This window comes from Micromonospora sp. CA-269861 (genome assembly GCF_050948505.1).
Classification (GTDB): domain Bacteria; phylum Actinomycetota; class Actinomycetes; order Mycobacteriales; family Micromonosporaceae; genus Micromonospora.
Genome location: NZ_CP192014.1, coordinates 1,817,978 through 1,839,380, shown reverse-complemented (window position 1 = coordinate 1,839,380; position 21,403 = coordinate 1,817,978). Strand labels below are relative to the sequence as shown.

At 72.7% G+C, this 21,403-nt stretch carries 16 protein-coding genes and 1 pseudogene; 11 read left to right on the top strand and 6 right to left on the bottom strand.

The features are described from left to right. Positions 1 to 154 precede the first annotated feature (154 nt). Positions 155 to 3,085, top strand: a complete 2,931-nt coding sequence (locus ACQP0U_RS08430; RefSeq protein WP_433317250.1) for a M36 family metallopeptidase — start codon at positions 155 to 157, stop codon at positions 3,083 to 3,085. A gap of 43 nt (positions 3,086 to 3,128) precedes the next feature. Here ACQP0U_RS08430 and ACQP0U_RS08425 read toward each other — a convergent pair whose 3' ends face one another. After that, positions 3,129 to 4,019 carry a hypothetical protein gene (locus ACQP0U_RS08425; protein WP_433317248.1) on the bottom strand — a complete coding sequence of 297 codons (891 nt, stop codon included), beginning with the start codon at positions 4,017 to 4,019 and terminating at the stop codon, positions 3,129 to 3,131. A 150-nt stretch (positions 4,020 to 4,169) separates the two neighbouring features. Here ACQP0U_RS08425 and ACQP0U_RS08420 point away from each other — a divergent pair, with 150 nt between their 5' ends. The 5 genes from ACQP0U_RS08420 (at position 4,170) to ACQP0U_RS08400 (ending at position 8,700) form a co-directional block, all read left to right on the top strand. Then, positions 4,170 to 4,838, top strand: coding sequence for a class I SAM-dependent methyltransferase (locus tag ACQP0U_RS08420; RefSeq protein ID WP_433317247.1), 669 nt, complete (start codon positions 4,170 to 4,172; stop codon positions 4,836 to 4,838). Positions 4,839 to 4,847: 9 nt separating this feature from the next. Further along, positions 4,848 to 6,038, top strand: a complete 1,191-nt coding sequence (locus ACQP0U_RS08415; RefSeq protein ID WP_433317245.1) for a cytochrome P450 — start codon at positions 4,848 to 4,850, stop codon at positions 6,036 to 6,038. A gap of 24 nt (positions 6,039 to 6,062) precedes the next feature. Continuing rightward, positions 6,063 to 6,911, top strand: coding sequence for a polysaccharide deacetylase family protein (locus ACQP0U_RS08410; RefSeq protein ID WP_433317243.1), 849 nt, complete (start codon positions 6,063 to 6,065; stop codon positions 6,909 to 6,911). Between the two features lie 89 nt (positions 6,912 to 7,000). Further along, the gene (locus tag ACQP0U_RS08405; RefSeq protein WP_433317241.1) at positions 7,001 to 7,933 is read left to right on the top strand and encodes an ABC transporter ATP-binding protein; all 933 of its coding nucleotides are present in this window, start codon (positions 7,001 to 7,003) and stop codon (positions 7,931 to 7,933) included. Then, complete coding sequence (locus ACQP0U_RS08400; protein ID WP_433317240.1) at positions 7,930 to 8,700, top strand: ABC transporter permease subunit; 771 nt, start codon at positions 7,930 to 7,932, stop codon at positions 8,698 to 8,700. The genes ACQP0U_RS08405 and ACQP0U_RS08400 overlap by 4 nt, the downstream gene beginning before the upstream one ends. A 35-nt stretch (positions 8,701 to 8,735) precedes the next feature. Here the strand turns inward: ACQP0U_RS08400 and ACQP0U_RS08395 are convergent, their stop codons facing one another. The 4 genes and pseudogenes from ACQP0U_RS08395 to ACQP0U_RS08380 all read right to left on the bottom strand — a co-directional run bounded on the left by ACQP0U_RS08395 (position 8,736) and on the right by ACQP0U_RS08380 (position 12,955). Next, positions 8,736 to 9,353 (bottom strand): response regulator, encoded by a 618-nt coding sequence (locus ACQP0U_RS08395; protein ID WP_433320705.1) that lies wholly within the window; start codon positions 9,351 to 9,353, stop codon positions 8,736 to 8,738. A 59-nt stretch (positions 9,354 to 9,412) separates the two neighbouring features. After that, on the bottom strand, positions 9,413 to 10,984 hold the full coding sequence (locus ACQP0U_RS08390) for a sensor histidine kinase (RefSeq protein WP_433317238.1): 1,572 nt from the start codon (positions 10,982 to 10,984) through the stop codon (positions 9,413 to 9,415). A gap of 54 nt (positions 10,985 to 11,038) precedes the next feature. Further along, positions 11,039 to 11,764, bottom strand: a complete 726-nt coding sequence (gene bioD, locus ACQP0U_RS08385; protein ID WP_433317237.1) for a dethiobiotin synthase — start codon at positions 11,762 to 11,764, stop codon at positions 11,039 to 11,041. A 55-nt stretch (positions 11,765 to 11,819) separates the two neighbouring features. Then, positions 11,820 to 12,955, bottom strand: a pseudogene (locus ACQP0U_RS08380) (8-amino-7-oxononanoate synthase). A gap of 320 nt (positions 12,956 to 13,275) precedes the next feature. Between ACQP0U_RS08380 and bioB the strand changes: the two are divergent. The 4 genes from bioB (at position 13,276) to ACQP0U_RS08360 (ending at position 17,197) form a co-directional block, all read left to right on the top strand. Continuing rightward, entirely contained in the window at positions 13,276 to 14,271 is a 996-nt protein-coding gene (bioB, locus tag ACQP0U_RS08375) for a biotin synthase BioB (RefSeq protein WP_347663633.1), read from the top strand. Between the two features lie 5 nt (positions 14,272 to 14,276). Further along, on the top strand, positions 14,277 to 14,468 hold the full coding sequence (locus ACQP0U_RS08370; RefSeq protein ID WP_433317235.1) for a hypothetical protein: 192 nt from the start codon (positions 14,277 to 14,279) through the stop codon (positions 14,466 to 14,468). Positions 14,469 to 14,472: 4 nt separating this feature from the next. Continuing rightward, complete coding sequence (locus ACQP0U_RS08365) at positions 14,473 to 14,979, top strand: GNAT family N-acetyltransferase (RefSeq protein WP_433317233.1); 507 nt, start codon at positions 14,473 to 14,475, stop codon at positions 14,977 to 14,979. A 64-nt stretch (positions 14,980 to 15,043) separates the two neighbouring features. Continuing rightward, complete coding sequence (locus ACQP0U_RS08360) at positions 15,044 to 17,197, top strand: acyltransferase family protein (protein ID WP_433317231.1); 2,154 nt, start codon at positions 15,044 to 15,046, stop codon at positions 17,195 to 17,197. A gap of 82 nt (positions 17,198 to 17,279) precedes the next feature. Here ACQP0U_RS08360 and ACQP0U_RS08355 read toward each other — a convergent pair whose 3' ends face one another. Then, positions 17,280 to 20,183 carry a glycoside hydrolase family 9 protein gene (locus ACQP0U_RS08355; RefSeq protein ID WP_433320702.1) on the bottom strand — a complete coding sequence of 968 codons (2,904 nt, stop codon included), beginning with the start codon at positions 20,181 to 20,183 and terminating at the stop codon, positions 17,280 to 17,282. Positions 20,184 to 20,449: 266 nt separating this feature from the next. Here ACQP0U_RS08355 and ACQP0U_RS08350 point away from each other — a divergent pair, with 266 nt between their 5' ends. After that, on the top strand, positions 20,450 to 21,355 hold the full coding sequence (locus tag ACQP0U_RS08350) for a quinone oxidoreductase family protein (protein ID WP_433317229.1): 906 nt from the start codon (positions 20,450 to 20,452) through the stop codon (positions 21,353 to 21,355). The last annotated feature ends 48 nt before the right edge of the window (positions 21,356 to 21,403 follow it).

The window sequence follows — 21,403 nt, the reverse complement described above, 5'->3', positions numbered from 1 at the left end:
GAATTTGTAAAGTAGAGTTATTTCGATCTTTTGCCACGGCGACGGCCTGGGACCTTGCCGTGACCTCGACCGACTGATATCCACAGATGCGCATGCGTCACCGCGCAGCGACGGTCGGCGATCGCCGGCCATCCCGCTCCCACGAGGAGGTCCCGTGCCACAACCGGAGTGGTCACCCCCGATGAGCCGGCGTCGACGCCGGCTCATCGCCATCCTGGCGACGACGGCGACGGTCGCCGCGCTGCTCCCCACCGGCGTGAGCACCGCGGCCCCCACCGGCGGCGAGGCGTCCGCCGAGCGCCGGTCCGGGCCGTTCGCCGAGGGGCATGCGCCCGCCGACGCCGACAACCGCACCGGTACGGCGGCACCCGACGCCCGCCAACGCGGCCTGGCCCGCGCCGTCGACCCCGACGTCCGGTGGAACCGGCTCGGCACCCCGCAGGCGCTCGGCCCCGGTCGTACTCCGCTCGCCAGCGGGCTGGCCGCCGACCCGGAGACCGCCGCCCGCGCCTACCTGGCCGCCAACCCCGACCTGTTCGGCATGGACGCCGCAGCGGTGGCCAGCATGGAACGGGTGCTGGTCCGGCCGATCGGCAGCGGCACCGTGGTCACCCTCCGGCAACGCTTCGGCGACCTGCCCGCCGGGCCGGACGGCCTCGTCACCCTCGCGGTCGCCGACGGCGCGGTGCTCTCGGTCAGCTCCTCGCTGGCCCGGAACACCGGCGCGCCAGCGCCGGCCACCCGCACCGCCGAGCAGGCGTACGCTGCCGCGCTCGCCGACGCCAAGCTGACCGCCGGCGCGGTGGCCAGCCACACCATCCGGTCGGTTGCCGTGCCCACCCCGCTGGACGGGCCCCGGGCCGCCTACGAGGTGACCATGATCGGCGCGGACACCGAGCACCCGGCCGCGTTCACCAGCTACGTCGACGGCACCACCGGGCAGGTGCTGGTCCGCGAGGACCTCGTCGACTTCGACTCCGACAACCCGAGCTGGGCGGTCTTCCCGGCCACACCGCCCCGCGACCTCGGCCCCGGGCAGGACCCCCGGGTGCGCTGGTGCGGCGACCCGACCCCCGGCTGCCAGGCCGCCTGGCGTGACCCGGCCACCGGCCAGCCGTGGGACGTCGACGCGGCCACCGGCACGCCGACCTTCACCTCGCGCGGCAACTCGGCGAACACGGTGCTGTCCTGGGGTGCGAACACCCCGATCGTCCCGGCCCCCACCAGCCCGGAACGCCGCTACGAGTACCCCTTCACCGACCAGTGGCACCAGGCCAGGTGCAACCCGAGCGTGTTCACCTCGGCCCAGCGCAACGACGCGGACGCGTCGATCGCCAACCTCTTCGCCATGCACAACCGGATGCACGACTGGTCGTACCAATTGGGCTTCACCGAGTCGGCGTGGAACCTCCAGGCGGTCAACCTCACCCCGTCCGGGCTGGGCGGGGACGCCGAGCAGGGCCGCGCCCAGCAGGGCGCGCTGAGCGGCAACCGGAACAACGCCAACCAGGGCACCCCGCGCGACGGGCTGCCGCCGACCACCAACATGTACCTCTGGCAGCCGCAGGCGGGCGGGCCGTACCCGCCGTGCGTGGACGGCGACTACGACATGACGGTGATCGGCCACGAGTACACCCACGCGATCACCAACCGGATGATCGCCGGCCCGGACAGCGGGATCAGCGGCCACCAGGGCGGGGCCATGGGTGAGTCGTGGGGCGACCTGCTCGCCGCCGAGTACCTCTTCCAGCACGGGCTGCGTGCGCCCGGCGAGACGCCCTTCATCACCGGCGGCTACGTCACCGGCAACCTGGTCAGTGGCATCCGCAACTACGACCTGAGCCGCAGCCCGCTCAACTACTCCGACATCGGCTACAACACCGCCGGTCCCGCAGTGCACGCCGACGGGGAGATCTGGGGCGCCACCAACTTCCGGGTCCGCTCCGCCCTGGTGAAGCGGTACGGCCTCGGCACCCCGCAACGGCAGCTCGACTGTGCCTTGGGCAAGGTCGCGGCCGATCAGTGCCCGGGCAACCGGCGCTGGTCACAACTTGTCTTCGACTCGTTCCTGCTCCAGGCCGCCAGCCAGGTCAGCATGCTCGACATGCGCGACAACATGCTCACCGCCGACCTGCTCCGCTTCGGCGGGGCGAACCAGGACCTGATCTGGGCCGAGTTCGCCCGCTCCGGGATGGGCCGGGACGCCGCCACCAACGGTGCCGGCGACACCGACCCGACGCCGAGTTTCGCCTCGCCGCGCGGTGGCAACGCGACGCTCACCCTGCGCCCGCGCGGGGACAGCGCCGACGCGCCGATCCGGGTGTACGTGGGGGCGTACGAGGCGCGGGCCGTGCCGGTGGCCGACACCGACCCGGCGACCCCGATCCCGGACACCGTGGAGTTCGTGGCCGGCACGTACGACCTGCTCGCCGTGGCCCCCGGCTTCGGGCACCAGCGGCTCAGCACGACGACCAAGGCAGGTCAGAACGGTTACCTGGACTTGCGGCTGAGCCGCAACCTCGCCTCCACCGCGTCCGGCGCCACCGTCACGGGCGACGGGGTCAACCTGGACCGGGTCGCCGACGACACCGAGGCGACGAACTGGGCCTCCCTGGACGGGGTCGCCGGCCGGCAGCTCACCGTGGCGCTGCCGGGGGACGCCGCGCAGACGGTCAAGCGGGTGAACGTCAGCGCGATGCTGCGCCCGGCGATCACCGGCGACGCCGACACCGGGGCGCAGAACGCGCTGAGCGCCCTGCGCTCGTTCGCGGTGTCCGCCTGCAACGCGACGACCACCGACTGCGCTGACCGGGCGCGCTGGCAGCGCATCTACACCAGCGCGGGGGACGCGTTCCCGGGCGGGGCGTACCGGGCGTACAGCCGGGACATCAACCTCCGGACGTTCGCGGTGCCCACCACCCTCGCCACCCACCTGCGGCTCGAGGTGCTGGCGAGCCAGTGCACCGGCGGCCCGCACTACGCGGGTGAGCAGGACGACGACCCGGCCACGACGACGGACTGCGCGACCGCCAGCCCGGCCCGTAGCCAGGTCAGGATCGCCGAGTTCCAGGCGTTCTCGAAGTGACACCGTGGGGCCGGCGGACACCCGCCGGCCCCACGGCCCTCAATCAGCGGTGCGCCCGACGCCAGGGGTCGGCCACGGCCGGGCGGTCCCAGCGCCGGTCCACCGGGGGGTCGTCGGCCTCGTCGGCGTCCCCGGCGACGGCCCGGGTCAGGTGCCGCAGGCGCAGCAGCAGCCCGACCCCGAGGAAGAGCAGCAGCCCGCCGAGCAGGAACGCGACCTGCACCACGCCGAACGCGCCGGACTGCGAGACCTGGCGGTTGGCCGCCGGTGGCGCCGCGTCGGCGGGGTACTCCGCCGCCGACTCCTCGGTCGCCGCACTCTCGCCCCCGGTCGGCGTACTCGCGGATTCGGTGGGTTCCGGCGGGGTCGCCGTCGGCTTCGGCTTACTGGTCGGGGCACCGCCCACCCCCACCACCGAGCGGGTGGCGGTCTGCCGGGCCAACAGGCGCAGGTTGGCGTCGTACGCCTCGGCGGCGAGGGTGACCCGCCCCTGGGTGACGTCCTCGGCGAAGGCCACCCGGTAGCGGGCCGTGACCGTGCGGCCCGGGCAGAGCGTGCCCGGGTCGAGCTGCCGGTCGGTCAACCGGGCCACATCCCCCTCGGTGCGGATCTCCAGCGGGAAGTCGCCGTTCTCCTCCACCCGGTCCATCTTTACCTGGTCGAGCCGGAGGCCCTGCACGGTGAGCACCATCGACCAGCGCACCTTCGCGCACCCACCGCGCCGGTCCGTCTGGGAGACCACCGCGGAGATCGTCCGCACCTGCTCGCCTGCGGTGAACCGTCCCGGCAGGCCACTCATCTCGGTGGTGAAGGCCGCCTGGGCCGGTGAGGCCACCGCCAGCTCCACCCCGCTCAGACAGGCCAGCACCACCCCTGCCCTCAGCGCATACCGCCACACCGTCACCACCGCCGCCCTCCGTTCGGTTGCCTCCACCCCGCAACGCTAGAAGCGGGGCACCGGCCCGACCAGACGGGTGTGTTCGCACCGGACGGCAAGGACAGGGTGGGTTTTCACCGACCGTGGTGAACCGGTCACCGCTGCCCCGCGACACGCCCGGAGTCGGGCCGCTGGGAGAATCACGCCGTGTCCGAGCTCTCCAGCACGTTCGTCCGGCTGCACGCCCGGCTGGCCCCGGTCCCGTTCGTTCCCGAGGTGCGGCTGCACCAGGCGGACGAGCCGATCGGGCTGTGGGAGCTGACCGAGGGCGAGTTCTCCAGCGACCGGCCGCCGCCGTTCTGGGCGTTCGCCTGGGCCGGCGGGCAGGCCCTCGCCCGCTACGTGACCGACCACCCGGAGCTGGTCGCCGGCCGCCGGGTGCTCGACCTCGCCTCCGGCTCCGGCCTGGTGGCGATCGCCGCCGCCCGCGCCGGCGCGGCGTCGGTGCGGGCCGTCGAGGTGGACGAGCTGGCGGTGGCGGCGGTCGCCCTCAACGCCGAGGCCAACGGGGTACGCGTCGACGCCGAGTTCGGCGACATCCTCGACGGCGACGCCGGGGACGCCGAGGTGGTGCTCGCCGGCGATGTCTTCTACAGCGAGGCGATGGCCCGCCGGGTCCTGCGGTTCCTGCTGCGCGCCGCCCGGGCCGGCGCGCCGGCGCTCGTCGGTGACCCCGGCCGGGCGTTCCTGCCCCGGGACCGCTTCGACGAGGTGGCCGCGTACGACGTGCCGGTGCCGGAGGCGCTGGAGAGCGTGCGGGTGAAGCGCACCACCGTATGGCGGCTGCGGACCGGGCTGCCGGGGGCCTCCGGCTAGCGTGTCCGGGTGCTGTTCCGCAGCTGGGCGCAGGTGGCCGACCCCGCATGGCCGGACGTGGCCCGGGTGCCGGACCACGTCGGCGGCACCCACCTGGTCGTGACCCGGCACGCGCTGGTCCGCCAGGTGCTCGCCGACCCGGTCACCTATCGGCCGGACAACGCGCTGGACGCGGTGACGCCGATGCCGGTGACCGCGCTGCGGGTGCTCGCCGGGCACCGGTTCCGGCTGCCGCCGACCCTGGCGAACAACTCGGGCTTCAGCCATCCGCAGATCCGGGCGATCGTCGCGGAGGCGTTGCACCCCTCCCGGGTGGCCGCACAGCGACAGTGGCTCACCGCGCTGGTCCGCGACCGGGTCGCCCGGATCGGCGCCGCGCTCGACACCGGTGCGCCTGTCGACCTGTATGCGGACCTCGCCGCCGACCTGCCGCTGCTGGTGCTGGCCCGGCTTGTCGAGTTGCCGGACGCGCCGGTCGGCGCGGTGAAGGAGTTCGCCCGCGCCGCGCTGGAGTTGTTCTGGGCACCACTGGACGGCGACCGGCAGGTGGCGCTCGCCGCCGAGGTGGGCCGGTTCCACCGCGTACTGCGGGACTTCGCGGCCGTCGGCGGCGGGTTGGCCGCCGAGCTGCGCGCGGCCGGGCATCCACCGGACGTGGTGGTCGGCGCGCTCTTTTTCCTGTTGGTCGCCGGACAGGAGACCACCTCGCAGTTCCTCACCCTGCTGTTGCACCGGCTGGCCGGCGAGCCCGCGGTGCGGGCCGGACTGCGTACCGGCGAGGTCGCGGTGGCCGACGTGGTGGAGGAGGGACTCCGACTGGAACCACCGATCGTCATCTGGCGGCGGGTCGCCGCGACGGACAGCACGCTGGGCGGCACGGAGGTGCCCGCGGGCAGCAGCCTCGTGCTGTGGCTGGGCCGCGCCGGTCGGGACCCGGCGGTCGTGGAGTCGCCCGACGAGTTCCGTCCCGGCCAGCGTGGGTCACGCCGGCACCTGGCGTTCGGGGCGGGCGCGCACCGCTGCGTCGGGGACGTGCTGGCCCGCATGGAGGCGGCGGTGGTGGTGGCCGAGGCCGCGCCGCTGCTGGACGGGGTCACCGTGCTCCGTCCGCCCTGGTGCCCGGACAATCTCACCTTCCGGATGCCTGACGCGTTCGTGGTCCGCCGCTCCCCCGAGGTCACCGGGCTGACCGGATCCTGACATCCGCTCGGTATGTTTCCGGGCGTGTCAGCCATCACCACCCGTCGGATCCCTGCCGTCGTAACGCTTCTGGCCCTGCTGGCGTTGACTGCCTGCGCAGTCAGCCCTGGCCACGCGACCCACGCCCGGCAGTTCACCGCGGCCCAGCCGACTCCGTCCGCCCCGGCCCCGACCCCCTCGGCGTCGCCGTCCGCGACCGCGAAACCCGCGTTCAAGAGCCTGGCCTGGTACGTGTCCCAGGTGCCGACGTTTCCCGAGGCGCCGCAGCCGCAACCGGTGCCGCTGCCCACTACCGGTTCGGCCCCGTTCTGGCATCGCCTGCCGACCGACCAGAAGGTCGCCTTCATCACCATCGACGACGGTGGGCTGGCCCGTCCGCCGGGCGTGATCGACTTCATCTGGGAGGCGCGCATCCCGGTCACGATGTTCCTCAACTCACCGGCGGCGGCGGAGCACACCGACTACTTCCGGCAGATCGAGGCGGTGGGCGGGATCGTGGAGAACCACACCATCAACCACAATTCGCTGGCCGGCCGGTCGTACGACTATCAGAAGCAGGAGATCTGCGGTGCCGCCGACAGGCTGGAGGGGCTGTTCGGCAAACGGCCCACCCTGTTCCGGCCGCCGTTCGGCGAGCATGACAGCACCACACTGAAGGCCGCCCACGACTGCGGCGCGAAGGCGGTCTTCCACTGGACGGAGACCGTCCACGAGGGGAAGGTGCGCTACCAGACCCCGGAGAAGGTCATCCAACCCGGCGACGTGCTGCTGATGCACTTCCGGCCGGCCCTGATGGACGACCTGCTCGCGGCGTTGAAGGCGATCCACCGGGCCGGGCTCACCCCGGCACTGCTGGAGCAGTACGTACGGTGATCAGCCCGCCACCCACCTGACGAAAGTCAGGGGCGGGTGGTGCCGTTCGGGCGCGGTGCGGCGGCAGGCCGCTCGCCTAGCGTCAACGCATGATCACATTACGTGGGTTGACGAAACGGTTCGGGTCGACAGTCGCTGTCGACGCGTTGACAGTCGACATCGCGCCCGGCCGGGTCACCGGCTTTCTCGGCCCCAACGGCGCCGGCAAGTCCACCACCATGCGGATGATCCTCGGGCTGGACCGTCCCACCGCCGGGCAGGCAGTGGTCGGCGGGCGCGCGTACCGGGAGATGCGCCGGCCGCTGCACGAGGTGGGCGCGCTGCTCGACGCCCGGGCCATCCACCCGGCCCGGTCCGGCCGGGCGCACCTGCGGGCCATGGCGCACAGCAACGGCATCCCGGTCCGTCGGGTCGACGAGGTGCTGGACACCGTCGGGCTGGACGGACGCGCCGCCGCCAAGCCGGGGCGGACGCTCTCCCTCGGCATGGGCCAACGGCTCGGCATCGCCGGTGCGCTGCTCGGCGACCCGCCGGTGCTGATGTTCGACGAGCCGGTGAACGGCCTCGACCCGGACGGGGTGCGCTGGGTGCGGCAGCTGATGCGTTCGCTGGCCGACGAGGGGCGGACGGTCTTCGTCTCCAGCCATCTGATGAGCGAAATGCAGCTCACCGCCGACCAACTCGTGGTGATCGGCCGGGGACGGCTGCTCGCCGACTCGCCGATCGGCGAGGTGATCGCCCGCGGCACCGTCGCGGTCCGGGTCCGCAGCCCGCACCCGGACGGGCTGGCCGCCCTCGCCGCGCGCCTCACCGCCGCCGGCGCGACAGTCGAGGCGGCCGACCGGAACGAGCTGACCGTCACCGGCGCCACCGCGGACCAGGTCGGCGACCTGGCCCACGAGCTGGGGGTACGACTGCACGAGCTGAGTGCGCACGCCGCGTCGTTGGAGCAGGCGTTCATGGAACTGACCGCTGACAGCGTCGAGTACGCAGGTGGCCCGACCGGAGGTGGCACGCGATGAGCACCAGCACCCGTCACGGCGCCGTGGCCGCCGAGTGGACCAAACTCTCCTCGGTGCGGAGCACCTGGTGGACGGCGCTGGCCGGCCTGCTGGTGATGGCCGCGAGCGCCGGCCAACTGGCCATCTACGCCGCGAACGACAACACCAACGACGACCCGACCGACGACCGGGGAATCGTCACCGTCGGAAGTGTGCTGATCGACTCGGTCGAGCTGACCCAGTACGTGGTGCTGGCGCTGGGCCTGCTCGCGATCACCGCCGAGTTCACGAGTGGCACCATCCGGACGACGCTGCAGTGCACCCCGTCCCGTGGTCGCGTACTGCTGGCCAAGGCCGCGGTCGCCGGAGCTGTCACCTTCGCGCTCGGCCTGGTGCTCGGCGGCGTGGGTGCCCTGGTCGCCCGGCCGGTGCTCGGCGAGTGGGGCAGCGCCCCGACCGCCGACACGATCGGCGACATCGTGGCGGTGGCGGCCTACCTCGCGCTTGTCGGTGTCCTCGCCCTGGGCCTCGGCGCCGCGCTGCGCAGCGCGGTGCTCACGCTCACCGTGCTCCTCGCCACCCTGATGATCGTGCCGCTGTCCCTGCAGGAGCCGGACATCGACGTGCTGAACCGGATCGCCGACATATTCCCCGGCGTGGCCGGCGGGCACTTCCTGGCCGGCGACACCGACCCGTACCCGCCGGTGGTCGGGCTGCTCCTGCTCGCCGGGTGGGCCGGGGCCGCGCTGCTGCTGGGCCGGGCCGCGCTGCGCCGCCGCGACGCGTGAGACGTGCGGCTGAGCGGGGGCTCCCCGGCCCCCGCTCAGCCGTCGACCAACCCCGCCTCGTACGCGAGGATCGCCGCCTGCACCCGGTTGCGCACGTCCAGCCGGGTGAAGATGCTTGTCAGGTAGCTCTTCACGGTGCCCTCCACGAGATGCAGCCGGCGGGCGATCTCGGCGTTGGAGAGGCCCGCCCCGACCAGGGCCAGCACCTCCCGTTCCCGCTCGGTCAGCCCAGCCGCGCGATCCCGGGCTGCGGGTCGGCGGCCCAGCCGGCCAGCCCCCAGCTCGATCACCCGGCGGGCCACCCTCGGCGACAGGTACGCCCCACCGTCGGCGACCGCGTGCACACCGGCGATCAGCTCACGCGGGTCACCGGCCTTGAGCAGGAACCCGCTCGCACCGTGCCCGAGCGCCCGGGCCACGTGGTCGTCCTCGCCGAACGTGGTCAACATGATCGTCGCGGTGTCCGGCACGACCCGGCGGATCTCTGCGGCGGCGGCCAACCCGTCCAGCCGCGGCATCCGGATGTCCAGCAGCGCGACCCGGGGTCGGTGGGCACGGACCAACTCCACCGCCGCGTGCCCGTCGCCGGCCTCGGCGACCACCTCGATGCCGGGATCGCTGGCCAGGATGGCCCGGACGCCGGCCCGGATCATCGCCTCGTCGTCGGCCAGCACCACCCGGATCGGCGGTGCCCCCGTCGCGTCGGTGTCCACTAGGCGATCCACTCCTTGCTGACCAGCCGGCCATCGGTGAAGCAGAGCCGCCAGGTCGGCTCCGCGAGGGGGAAGTTGCCGTCGGTGTAGTACTCGCAGCCGGCCCGGTCGACGGGTGTCGGGCGTTCCAACTGCCGCCGGGGCAGCCCGACCAGCTCCGACCGGGCCGCGCCGACGCGCATCTGGTCGAAGGTGGCCCGGTCCAGCACCGTCCCGGCGGTCGCCACCGGGTAGTAGACGAGCGAGAGCATCAGGGCGAAGCCGACCGGCGCGACGAGCGCCACGAGCAGGCTGCGCCGAACCCGCCGCCGGGCGTCATGCAGCCGCCGCTCGGCATCCACCGGCCGCTCCACCGGACCGGGCCGCTCGCCCGACCGCGACGTCAGCAGAGCCTCGGCCCCCGACACGATCGCCTCGGGCGGCGGCGCGGTGGCCGGCAGCACCGCCCGTACCGCGAAACCACCCTCGGCGCGATGACCGGCGTCGAGCGTCCCACCGGCGAGGCGTACCCGCTCGGCGAGGGCGAGCAGCCCACTGCCCTGCGACGGCGGGGCGGGCAGCGGCCCGGCCGGTGGCGCATCGTTGACGACTGTCACCTCGACCCGGTCAGCGTCGCGAGTGAGGCGCACGTCGACCGGTGCGCCCGGCGCGTACCGGGCCGCGTTGGTCAGCGCCTCCCGGACGATCCGGTGCGCCGCGTGTCCGGTCATCGCCGGTAGCTCCGCGACCGCCGTGGCGGCGTCCAGCCGTACCGCCATGCCGGCCTCCCGGGCACCGTCGACCAGGTCCGCGACGGTCTCCCCGCTCGGGCGCAGCGACGCGCCCGCCTCCTCACGGAGCAGCCCGATGATCTCGTGCAGTCGCTCGGTGGCCGCGGAGACACTGGCCCGCAACTCCCCCGCCGCGGCCCGGTGCCTGTCGTCGAGGTCGGCGGCGACCTCCAGGGCGGCGGCGCGCAACGCGATGAGGCTGAGGTCGTGACCGAGCGAGTCGTGCATTTCCCCGGCGATCCGGGCCCGCTCGCGCAACCGGATCCGCTCGGCGGCGCCCTGCTGCTCGCGGCTCAGCGCGTCGACGTGCCGGCGACCGGCGTCGGCCAACTCCTGCTGCTGGCGGCGGTACCGGCCGACCAACCAGGGGAAGACGGCGGCGAAGAGCAGCACCGAGGCGAGCAGGAACCAGGTGGCCGCGCCAGAACCGAGAAGCCCCAGGTTGAGCGCCGTGCCACCGGCCGTGATCAGCACGAAGACCACGATCGCTGGACCCGCGGTTGCGCTGCGCCGCCCCGCGAGATAGCTGAAGACCGGAATGGCGAACACGAAGTTGCCATCGACCACCGACCCGAGCACGGCCAGCACCAGGGCGACCAACGGCTGGCGACGACTCACCGCCACCGCCACCCCGAGCAGCAGCAACTTGCCGACCAGCAGCGGCAACGAGTACCGCGAATAGGGCGGGCTGATCTCGGCGTAGCCGGCCGGGGCGGCCACCACCGCCCAGAGCAGCACGTCCAGCAGCAGGCGACGCCGCCGGTGCAACCAGCCCGGCGGCGCGGAGTCGAGGGTCCGCACGGCGGTCAGGCTACCCACGCCCGACCTGCGCCAACACCGACGAAAGTCAGGTGTTCAGCCACTCTCCTCGGCCCAGACCCGCCAGTCGTCGAGCACACCGTGCAGGGCCGGAGTGAGCCAACCCGGCGCGGAACGCCGGAACACACCCGGGTCCATCGCACCCGCGCCGTCGGGCAACGCGCCGAGCAGGTTCGGCACCAGGTCGGTGAGATTCGTCCAGTGCACCAGCTCCGGCCTGGTCGGCCAGGCACCGATCACCACACCGGCCGGCACCGCCCTGCGATCCAGCGCCTCCAGGGTCAACGCGGTGTGGTTGAGCGTGCCCAACCCGGCACGGGCGACCACCACCGCCGGCGCGCCCAGCGACACCGCCAGGTCGGCCATCGTCCACGGCTCACCCGACGGCCGCAGCCCCATCGGAACCAGCAGCCCACCCGCACCCTCGATCAACACGAGGTCGTGCTTGTCGGCCTCCGCACGGACGGCGTCCACCGCCGTGTACAACTCCAGCGGCGGCAGGTCGGCGACCCGTGCGGCGGCCAACGGAGCGAGGGGATCCGGATAGCTGGCCAGGGTCCGACCGGTCAGCGGCGCAGCCAGCCGGTTCACCGCGTCCACGTCACCGGGCTCACCGCCGGCCGTACCGGTCTGACCCGGTTTGACCACCGCCACCCGCAGCCCGGCAGCCTGCGCGGCGGCCGCGATCGCCGCGGTCACCACCGTCTTGCCGACCTCGGTGTCCGTCCCGGTAACCAGAACCGGCCCCGCCCACCCGCTCACGGCGCGACCTCGGTTCGCGACTGCGGGGCTCGCAAACCCGGCTCACTCCTCGCGCTCACGGCGCACAGTCCACGATGACGTCCAGCGCCCGCTCGAACGCCTCCCGGGGCACCCCCGCGCTGACCGTGAGGCGCAGGCGGGAGCGGCTGTCCGGGGTGGACGGCGGCCGGAAACAGCCCACCGCGACACCCCGGTCCCGGCAGTCCGCGGCCCACGCGGTCGCCGCCTCCGGCCCGGGGCGGTCACCGAGATCACCGCCGCGTCCGGGGCGGAGACGGTCAGCCCGGCCGCCCGCAGTCGACCGACCGCCAGCCCCACCCGCTCGGACAGCTCAGCACGCCTGTCATCGCCGGCCTGGGCGAGCCGCAGCGCGGCGTGCACACCGGCGGCGACCGCCGGCGGCAGTGCCGTGTCGAAGATGAACGTGCGCCCGGTCTCGACCAGATGTCTGACGAACTCGGCCGGGCCGGCGACCACGCCACCCGCGCCGCCGAGCGCCTTGGACAGGGTGGCGGTGACCACCACGTCCGGCTGGCCGCCCAGGCCGGTGGCCGCCACCGCGCCCGCGCCGGCCGGCCCGGTCAGGCCGAGCGCGTGCGCGTCGTCGACAAGCAGCAGCGCGCCGTACCGGCGGGCCACCGCGTGCAGCCGAGCCAGCGGGGCGAGGTCACCGTCGACCGAGAAGATCGACTCGGTCACCACCACCGCCGGGCGGCCGGGGGCGGCCGCGAGCGCGGCGGCGACCGCGTCCACATCGGCGTGCGGTGTGACAACCGTCTCCGCACCGGAGAGGCGGCAGCCGTCGATCAGCGACGCGTGGTTGTGCGCGTCGGAGACGAGCAGCGTCCGGGGTTGGACGAGCGCCCGAAGCGCACCGAGGTTGGCCAGGTAGCCGGAGGAGAAGACCAGCGCGCCGTCGGTGCCCAGCCAACGGGCCAGGTCCTCCTCCAGCGCCCGGTGGGCGTCGGTGGAGCCGCGCACCAGGCGCGACCCGGTCGCCCCCAGCCCGTACGCCGAGAGGGCCGCCGTGGCCGCGGCGGTGACCTCCGGGTGGGTGGCCAGGCCGAGGTAGTCGTTGCCGGCCAGGTCGGTCATCCGATCGTCGGCCGGACGCGGATGCAGTCGCCGGGTGAGCCCGGCCTTCGCCCGCAGCTGGGCGCGGCGGTCGAGCGCCGCCAGCCAGTCCGCCACCGTCACCCTCCCCCGCTGTACGTGCCGGTCAGCCCGACACCCGCCGGGCGAAATTACCACCCGCCGCCACCGGCCCGACGAATCCACTCGGTGCGAGCTGTCCGCGAACTGCCAGGGCATTCCGGCTGATCGGGGGGCCCGAGGCCCGTGCGAGAGCCCTCGGCCGGCCTGCGACGGGCCCAGACAACGACCGGCCGCGTTGGATGTTCGTCCGGATACAACACCGGTATCCAGACGAACATCCGCCTCGCCGGACCGCCGCCTGGACTCCGTCTCGGCTCGACCCAGGGCTCTCGCACAGGCCTTGTAGGGTACGAGCCATGCCAGAGATCCTCGACCAGGCCCGGACCCAGGTCCTGGGTGACGGTGTCGGCCTCGATCAGGCCGGCATCCTCGCCGTGTTGAACCTGCCCGACGAGCACCTGCCCGCCGCCCTCCAGCTCGCTCACGACGTGCGGATGCGCTGGTGCGGCCCGGAGGTCGAGGTCGAGGGAATCGTCTCGCTCAAGACCGGCGGCTGCCCGGAGGACTGCCACTTCTGCTCGCAGTCGGGCCTGTTCACCTCGCCGGTCCGCTCGGTCTGGCTGGACATCCCGTCGCTCGTCGAGGCGGCGAAGCAGACCGCCGCGACCGGGGCGACCGAGTTCTGCATCGTCGCCGCGGTGCGCGGCCCGGACGCGCGGCTGATGAAGCAGATGCGCGAGGGCGTCGCCGCCATCAGGGCGGCTGTCGACATCCAGGTCGCGGCGTCGCTGGGCATGCTCACGAAGGAGCAGGTCGACGACCTGGTCGACATGGGCGTGCACCGCTACAACCACAACCTGGAGACCTGCCGGTCGTACTTCCCCAACGTGGTCACCACGCACTCGTGGGAGGAGCGCTGGGAGACGCTGCGGATGGTTCGCGACTCCGGCATGGAGGTGTGCTGCGGTGGCATCCTCGGCCTCGGCGAGACCGTCGAGCAGCGGGCCGAGTTCGCCGCGCAGCTCGCCGAGCTGAACCCGCACGAGGTGCCGCTCAACTTCCTCAACCCGCGCCCCGGCACCCCGCTCGGTGACCGTCCGGTGGTGGAGGGCAAGGATGCGCTGCGGGCCATCGCCGCGTTCCGGCTGGCCATGCCGCGCACGATTCTGCGGTACGCGGGTGGTCGCGAGATCACCCTCGGCGACCTCGGCACCCGCGATGGTCTGCTCGGCGGCATCAACGCGGTGATCGTCGGCAACTACCTGACCACGCTGGGTCGACCGGCGACGGCCGACCTGGAGCTGCTCGACGAGCTGAAGATGCCGGTCAAGGCTCTCTCCGCCACGCTGTGACGACCATGACGACGACGGAGCTGTGGTGCGACAGGTGCGGTGAGCCGGCGACGGCCACCGCCCACCCGGCCTGTGCTTCGGCCCGTCAGTTGGAGCCGCCCCGGTTCTGCCCCCGCTGCCGACGCCGGATGAAGGTGCAGGTGCTGCCGGTGGGCTGGTCGGCGGTCTGCGTCGAGCACGGCGAGATCCGGGGCTGAGCCGATGCTGCGGGGGCGGGCGGTGACACTACGACCGGCGACGGTCGCGGACGTGCCGGCCCTCGCGGCGATCCGGGCCGACCCGGAGGTACGCCGGTGGTGGCGGGGCGGCGACGACCTGGCCGATTCGGTCCGCGCCGACCTCGGCGACGACGACCTGCACGTGTACGCGATCGAGCACGACGGCCGGGTGATCGGCGCGATCCAGTGGTATGCCGAGGCGGACCCGGACTACCGGCACGCCAGCCTGGACGTCTTCCTCGACCCGGCGGAGCGCGGTGCCGGCCTCGGTGGTGACGCCATCCGTACCCTGGCCCGGCACCTGATCGACGAGTACGGCCACCACCGCTTCACCATCGACCCGGCGGCGGCGAACAGCGCCGCCATCCGGGCGTACGCGAAGGTTGGCTTTCGCCCGGTGGGGGTGCTGCGCCGCTACGAGCGCGGCGCGGACGGGCGCTGGCACGACGGCCTGTTGATGGACCTGCTCGCCGACGACCTGGTGGAGTGAGCGGGCACCCTCACCTTCGTCGCATTTTATCCCATAACACCCATATCGGGCTTATCGTGCCCTGGTGGCGGTGGAGACGAGGGGACCAGACACGCGCGCCGGCCCGATCCTCGCGGGCCGGTTCCGTGGTGACATCGAAGGGCTGCGTGGGCTCGCGCTCGTGCTGGTCCTGGTCGGGCACGCGGGGGTTTCCGCGCTCCCCGCCGCGTTCGTCGCCGTCGACGTCTTCTTCGTGATCTCCGGCTTCCTGATCACCGGCCTCCTCGTCGACGAGATCCGCCGGACCGGCGGAATCCGCATCGTCGACTTCTACGCCCGACGCGCCAAGCGGTTGCTGCCGGCCGCCAGCGTCGTCCTCGTCGCGAGCCTCCTGCTCACCTACCTGTTCCTGCCCCCGATCCGCTGGTCCGAGACCGCCCGGGACGCCCTCGCCAGCGCCGTCTACGCGATGAACTGGCGTCTGGTGGAGCAGTCGACCGACTATCTGCGCTCCGAGGAGGCACCCAGCATCCTCCAGCACTTCTGGTCGCTCGCCGTCGAGGAGCAGTTCTACCTGGTGTGGCCGCTGCTCCTGCTCGTCGTCGCCCTGCCCGTCTCGCGCCGCGCGTCCCGGCGTACCGACGCGCGGCGTCCGACCCCGGGTGACCGGTCGGGCCGGCACCGCCGACCGTTCCTCGGCGACCGGATGTCCCCGTGGCTGCTCGCCACCTTCGCCCTGGTCGGCATCCCGTCGCTGGCCTGGTCGATTCACCTGAGCCAGACCGAACCCGCGCGGGCGTACCTGGTCACCACCACCCGCATGTGGGAACTGGCGTTGGGCGGTGGCCTGGCGATCCTGGGTGGGCACCTGACCCGGTTGCCGCGCCCGGCCGCGATCACGCTCGGCTGGGCCGGGATGGCCACTGTCGCGCTGGCCGCGACGCTGATCCGACCGGAGACTGCGGCCTACCCGGGATATCTGGCGTTGCTGCCCACAATCGGTGCCGTCGCGATCATCGCGGCTGGGCCCGGCGCCGGACGGTACGGGCCGGCCCTCCTGCTCAACAGGCGCCCGACGCGCGCGGTCGGCGCCGTGTCGTACTCGTGGTATCTGTGGCACTGGCCGCTGCTGGTGGTGGCGGAAGCGCGGTGGGGGCCGCTGGGAACCACCGCCGGACTCGCGATGATCCTCTGTTCGGCGGTCCCGGCGGTGCTGACCTACCACCTGGTGGAGAATCCCTTCCGGTACGCACGGATCTCCAAGGCCGGCGTGCTACGGATGGGACTTGTCGCCACCAGCGCCACAGTCCTCACCGGAATCGGACTGCAACTGGCGGTCCGACCACCCACCTCCGGTCAGGCGCCTCTCGCCGGAGGCCCCTCGGCGGGGGCGTCACCCGGGGGCGAGCGAGCAGCGGCACCGGTGGACCGGTTCGTTCGCATCACACCCGATCCGCTCGATGCCCGCGACGACCTGCCCGACGTCTACCGGGACGACTGCGTCACCCAGGCACAGGACGCGAGCCTGCGCAGCTGCACCTACGGCGACCGGGACTCGGCGGTCGAGGTGGCCCTGGCCGGCGACTCGCACGCGGCACACTGGGTGCCGGCCCTCCAGGTCATCGCGGCGGAGCGCGGCTGGCGGCTGGTCACCTACATCAAGACCACGTGCTCCTTCCTGACCGCGCCGATCAGCATCGCCGGGCGCCCGGACCACAGCTGCACGGAGTGGAACCGCAACCTCCGGAGGGCGCTCACCGGCGAGCGGCGTCCCCGGCTGCTCATCGTCTCCAGCGTGACCCAGATTCCGCTGGTGGACAGCAGCACGCCGCCACCGGGCCCGGCGACGGCCGACGCGCAGACGGCCGCGTTGTCGCAGACCTGGTCACAGGTGACCGGGGCCGGCCTGCCGCTTGTGGTTCTCCGGGACACCCCGTCGTTCACAGTGGACATGGCCGAGTGCGTCTCGGCCCATCGCGAGCGGCTCACCGCCTGCGCGCAGCCCCGGCAGCGCGCGCTCGCGTGGGGCTTACCGCAGGAGCGCGCCGCGGCCGCGGTGCCCGACGTGCGTCTGGCCGACCTCAACGACGCCATCTGCCCCACCGAACCGTGCCCCGCGGTGATCGACGGGTTGCTCGTCTACCGGGACGCCCATCATCTGACCGCCACGTACGCCCGCAGCCTCGCCGCGAGGCTGCACGACCGGCTGCGTCAACTCGCGTCACAGCACCTGCCGTAGGACGCGTGTCCGCTTGCAGATCTTGGACAGTTTCCGTTCCGGCCGAACGGAAACTGTCCAAGATCTCAGAGTCGGGACGGGGTCAGGCGATGGTGCAGGGGGTGTTGTTGACGGTGAAGGCCGTCGGTTTCGGGTTGGCGCCGCTGTACGTGCCGTTGAAGCCGAAGCTCACCGACGCACCCGCCGCGATCGAGCCGTTGTAGGACAGGTTCGTGGCGGTGACCGCCGCGCCGCTCTGGCTGATCGCCGCCGACCAGCCCTGGCTGACGCTCTGCCCACCGGGGAAGCTGAACCGCAGGGTCCAGCCGTTGATCGCTGTGGTGCCGGTGTTGGTGATCGACACGTTGGCGGTGAAGCCGCTGCCCCAGTCGGTGGTGGCGTACCCCACCGTGCAGGTGCCGCCGACCGGCGGGGCCGCGGTGGTCACCGCGACCGGTGCGGACGCCACGGAGGTGTTGCCCGCCGCGTCCACTGCCACCACGTAGAACTGGTACGCCGTCGAGGCGGTCAACCCGGTCACCGCCTGGGTGGTGCCGGTCGGCGAGGCGACAAGCACGTCGGTGGCGCCTGCCTCGCGGTAGACCCGGTAGCCGGTGACGCCCACGTTGTCGGTCGACGGGGTCCAGGCCAGGGTGAGCCCGGTGGCGGTGACGGCCGAGGCGACAGGCGTGCCGGGGGTGCTCGGCGCGGTGGTGTCGGCGCTGCCGGTGGGCGGTGTGGTCACGCTGAGCGTCGGCGAGGACGCCGACGTGTTGCCCGCGCCGTCGCGGGCCACGACGGTGAACTGGTACGTCCGTTCGGGCAGCAACGTCGAGATGGTCAACGTGATGCCGGTGACCGGCCGGATCACCACCACGTCGTTGCCGACCATGAACTCGCGCACCTCATAGCCGGCAAGGCCGCTGCCGCCGCTGTCGGTGGACGCCGCCCAGGTCAGCGTGACCGCGCGGGGCGCCAGGCCAGATGCCACAGGGGTGCCCGGGGCGGTCGGCGCGGTGGTGTCCGGTACGGCCGGACCCGGCTCCTCGCCCCAGACGCGGGTGCTGCCGGAGTAGAGCGGTACCTTCCGGTTGGGCCCGGCGGTGGCCTGGTACGACGGGTCGTTGGTCGGGTCCCAGGTGCCGCCCTCCGGCACGCCGACCTTGAACTGGACCTCCATCCGGTGCTGCGACTGGCCCGCCGGGGCGATGGTGTACCCGGCGCAGTCCACCTCGACGTACCAGATGTCGCCGCTGAACTGCTTGGCCGTGGTCGGGGACGGGCAGCCCTGGGTGTAGCCGGCGGTGACCTGCACCGGGCCGGTGCCGTCGGGCCGGAAGTAGTACCGGAACCGGCCGTCGGTCAGCGCACGGGCCGGGAACGCGGACTTGTTGTAGACCATCACCTTGAGCCCGGTGGCCCGAGGTTCGGCCTGCGTCACGGTGGTCTCCACGGTCAGCTCGTCGATGTCCGGCGTCTCGGCGACCGGGAAGTTCGCCAGCGGCGTACCGCCGTACTCGGAGGTCAGCCGGACCAGCGCGGACGTGAAGCCGGCGTTGTAGTCGGTGGCCACCTCGTTCATCACGTAGTCCGACCGGCTGTCGCTGTACGCGTCGTTGGCCGAGGACGGGCCACCGACCAGCGCGCCGTAGAGGGTGTGCCGGGTCTCCACGGGCACGGTCTGGCTGTCCCACCAGGAGCCGTGCGCGGTGCGGTGGTGCGGGTTGCGCGGCGAGTTGGCGCCGAACCCGATGACGTAGCTGGAGTTGCGGGGGTTGTCGCCGAGCGCGTAGTTGATCTGCCGGACGGCGAAGTCGTGGTAGCGCGCCTTGCGGGTGGTGTCGGTGGTCTTGTCGCTGTAGACGAGCGCGGCGAAGGAGGTGTTCGCGGCGTAGCGCAGCGCGCCCCACGAGTCGAGCACCGCCATCCCGCCCGGCGAGTACGGCACCCGCTGCCCGTTCACCCCGACGGTCCAGTAGTCCAGCCACCGGTTGGCGTCGTCGACGTACTTCTGCTTGCCGGTCAGGTTGGCCAGCAGCACGTACGCGCCGAACTGCTTGTTGTCCCAGGCGATGGTCCACTTGTAGGAGCGGGTGGTGGACTGGTTCTCGGTGCCGAGCTTGTCGTACTCACTCTCGGCCTTGGCCAGGTAGCTGGCCTCGCCGGTGGCCCGGTGCAGCCAGATCGCGGCCCAGACCAGCTCGTCCTGCCAGCCGCTCCACGAACGGTAGAAGCTCGTGGCGTCGGTGATGCACTCGTGGTAGGACTTCCGCACGTTGTCCGCGAAGGTGTAGAGCTGCCGGGCGTGCCCGAGCAGCTTGTCGGCGTAGGTCGCGTCGGTGGGCCGGAACACCATCGAGGAGGCGGCCATCGCAGCCGCCGTCTCCCCCGCCAGGTCCGCGCCGCCACAGCTCGCATCGATCTTGTACGCGGGCCGCGCCATCTGCATCACCTCGGCCGGGCCCCACCACTTGTGGTCGTCGTCGCCCTTGCCGACCTGTCCGTAGAGGACGTTGGCCGAGGGGTGCGCCTTGATGAAGTAGTCGTTGACGAAGCGCAGGTTGTTGAGCAGGTGCGGCAGTTGCCCGGACGAGGCGTAGCCGCTGCGGTATTCGACAGCGCCCCAGGCGAGCATGGTGGCGCTGAACGCCATCGGGAAACCGAACTTGACGTGGTCGCCGGCGTCGTACCAACCGCCGGTGAGGTCCACACCCGAGCTGGCGCCGTCGGTGAGCGCGCTGTCTCCGCGCCAGGAGACCCGGTTCCAGTCGGGCAGTTGCCCGGACTGCTGCGCCTCGTAGAAGAGCAGCGACTTCTGCAACGCCTCGGCGTAGTTGTAGGTCGCGGCGGGCGCGGCGGAGGCGGGCCCGGACGGCGGCGTGGTCACCGCGAGGGACGCGCCGGTGAGCAGCGCGACGCCGATGGCCAGCAGCCGCCGCGGCCAGGGCTGGTCGACGGCCGGTGACCGGCCAGGCTGGCCGCTGAACGGCCGGGTCAGGTGGCGCATGGGCGGGCTCCTGTCGGAGGCGCCGCCGGCGGTCGCACCGACGCGGGACGGCGTACGGGCGGCACGGCCACCGGCGACAGCGGGGGTGGCGGTGTGACCACGGGTCATGGAAGCGCTCCCATGGATAACCGACAATGTAATGCGCCCGTCATCGATTTGTGAAGGGGTACCCGGGCCCGCACGATCGCCACACCGTCGTCGCGTCCGCGACTAGCGTCACCACCAGGCGCTACGACGAGGGCGCCCGCAGCGAGCCGGGGGGTCACATGAGCATCAGCGCGCAGAAGTGGGCGCCCGATCGTTCCCAGGGCGATCGGCTCGCGCTGCACCAGTGGGACCTGCCCGAGCCCGGACCCGACGAGATCACCATCGCCGTACGCGCGGTAGGCATGAACCGGGTCGACGCGAGCAACGTGTCGGGCGGAGAGCCGGACATCGGTTACGAGGTGTCCGGAACGATCGCGGCCGTCGGACACGGCGTACGCGGCCATGACGTCGGCGATGACGTGCTGTCGTTCCGGGTGCGGGGCGGCTACACGACCGCGATCACCGTCGCGGCCCGGGACGTCTTCACGAAGCCGTCGAGCCTCGGCTGGGCCGAAGCGGCAAACCTGCTGCTCACCGGCACCGCCGCCGCCGAGATGCTCTACCGGACCGAACTCTCGGCGGGTGATGTCGTCCTCGTCCACGCCGCATCCGGCGCCGTCGGCATCAGCGCCGTCCAGCAGGCGAAGCTGGTCGGGGCGCGCGTGATCGGAACGGCGAGCCAGCGCAACTGGGACCTGCTCCGACAGTTCGGCGCCGAGCCGGTCGCCTACGGACCGGGCCTCGAACAACGCGTACGCGACCTGACGGACCACGTCGACGCCTCGTTCGACGCGGTCGGGACGGACGAGGCCGTCGACGTGGCACTCGCCCTGGTCGCCGATCGTCGGCGCATCGCCTCCAGCGCGGCATTCGATCGCGCCAGGTCGGATGGTTTCTGGATCGTCGGCCACGAGACCGACAGCGCGGCCTACCGGGACCGGGTGCGATCCCACCTGATCGAGCTCGCGGGCGCGGGACACCTCACCGTGCCCATCGCGAAGTGCTTCCCGTTCTCGAAAGCCCCCGACGCGCTGGACCTCGTGGCGTCGGGACACGCCGCTGGCAAGGTCGCCCTGCTCGTGTGATGTAGGCCAAACCGGACAAACGTTTTGTTGCTGGCCCCCTGCGCGGCG

What these genes read in the sequence shown, in the direction of transcription:
- ACQP0U_RS08395 (WP_433320705.1), bottom strand. Translation starts at nt 9,353, where the DNA reads ATGATCCGGGCCGGCGTCCGGGCCATCCTGGCCAGCGATCCCGGCATC.
- ACQP0U_RS08365 (WP_433317233.1), top strand. Translation starts at nt 14,473, where the DNA reads ATGCTGCGGGGGCGGGCGGTGACACTACGACCGGCGACGGTCGCGGAC.
- ACQP0U_RS08405 (WP_433317241.1), top strand. Translation starts at nt 7,001, where the DNA reads ATGATCACATTACGTGGGTTGACGAAACGGTTCGGGTCGACAGTCGCT.
- ACQP0U_RS08350 (WP_433317229.1), top strand. Translation starts at nt 20,450, where the DNA reads ATGAGCATCAGCGCGCAGAAGTGGGCGCCCGATCGTTCCCAGGGCGAT.
- bioB (WP_347663633.1), top strand. Translation starts at nt 13,276, where the DNA reads ATGCCAGAGATCCTCGACCAGGCCCGGACCCAGGTCCTGGGTGACGGT.
- ACQP0U_RS08370 (WP_433317235.1), top strand. Translation starts at nt 14,277, where the DNA reads ATGACGACGACGGAGCTGTGGTGCGACAGGTGCGGTGAGCCGGCGACG.
- ACQP0U_RS08400 (WP_433317240.1), top strand. Translation starts at nt 7,930, where the DNA reads ATGAGCACCAGCACCCGTCACGGCGCCGTGGCCGCCGAGTGGACCAAA.
- ACQP0U_RS08355 (WP_433320702.1), bottom strand. Translation starts at nt 20,183, where the DNA reads ATGCGCCACCTGACCCGGCCGTTCAGCGGCCAGCCTGGCCGGTCACCG.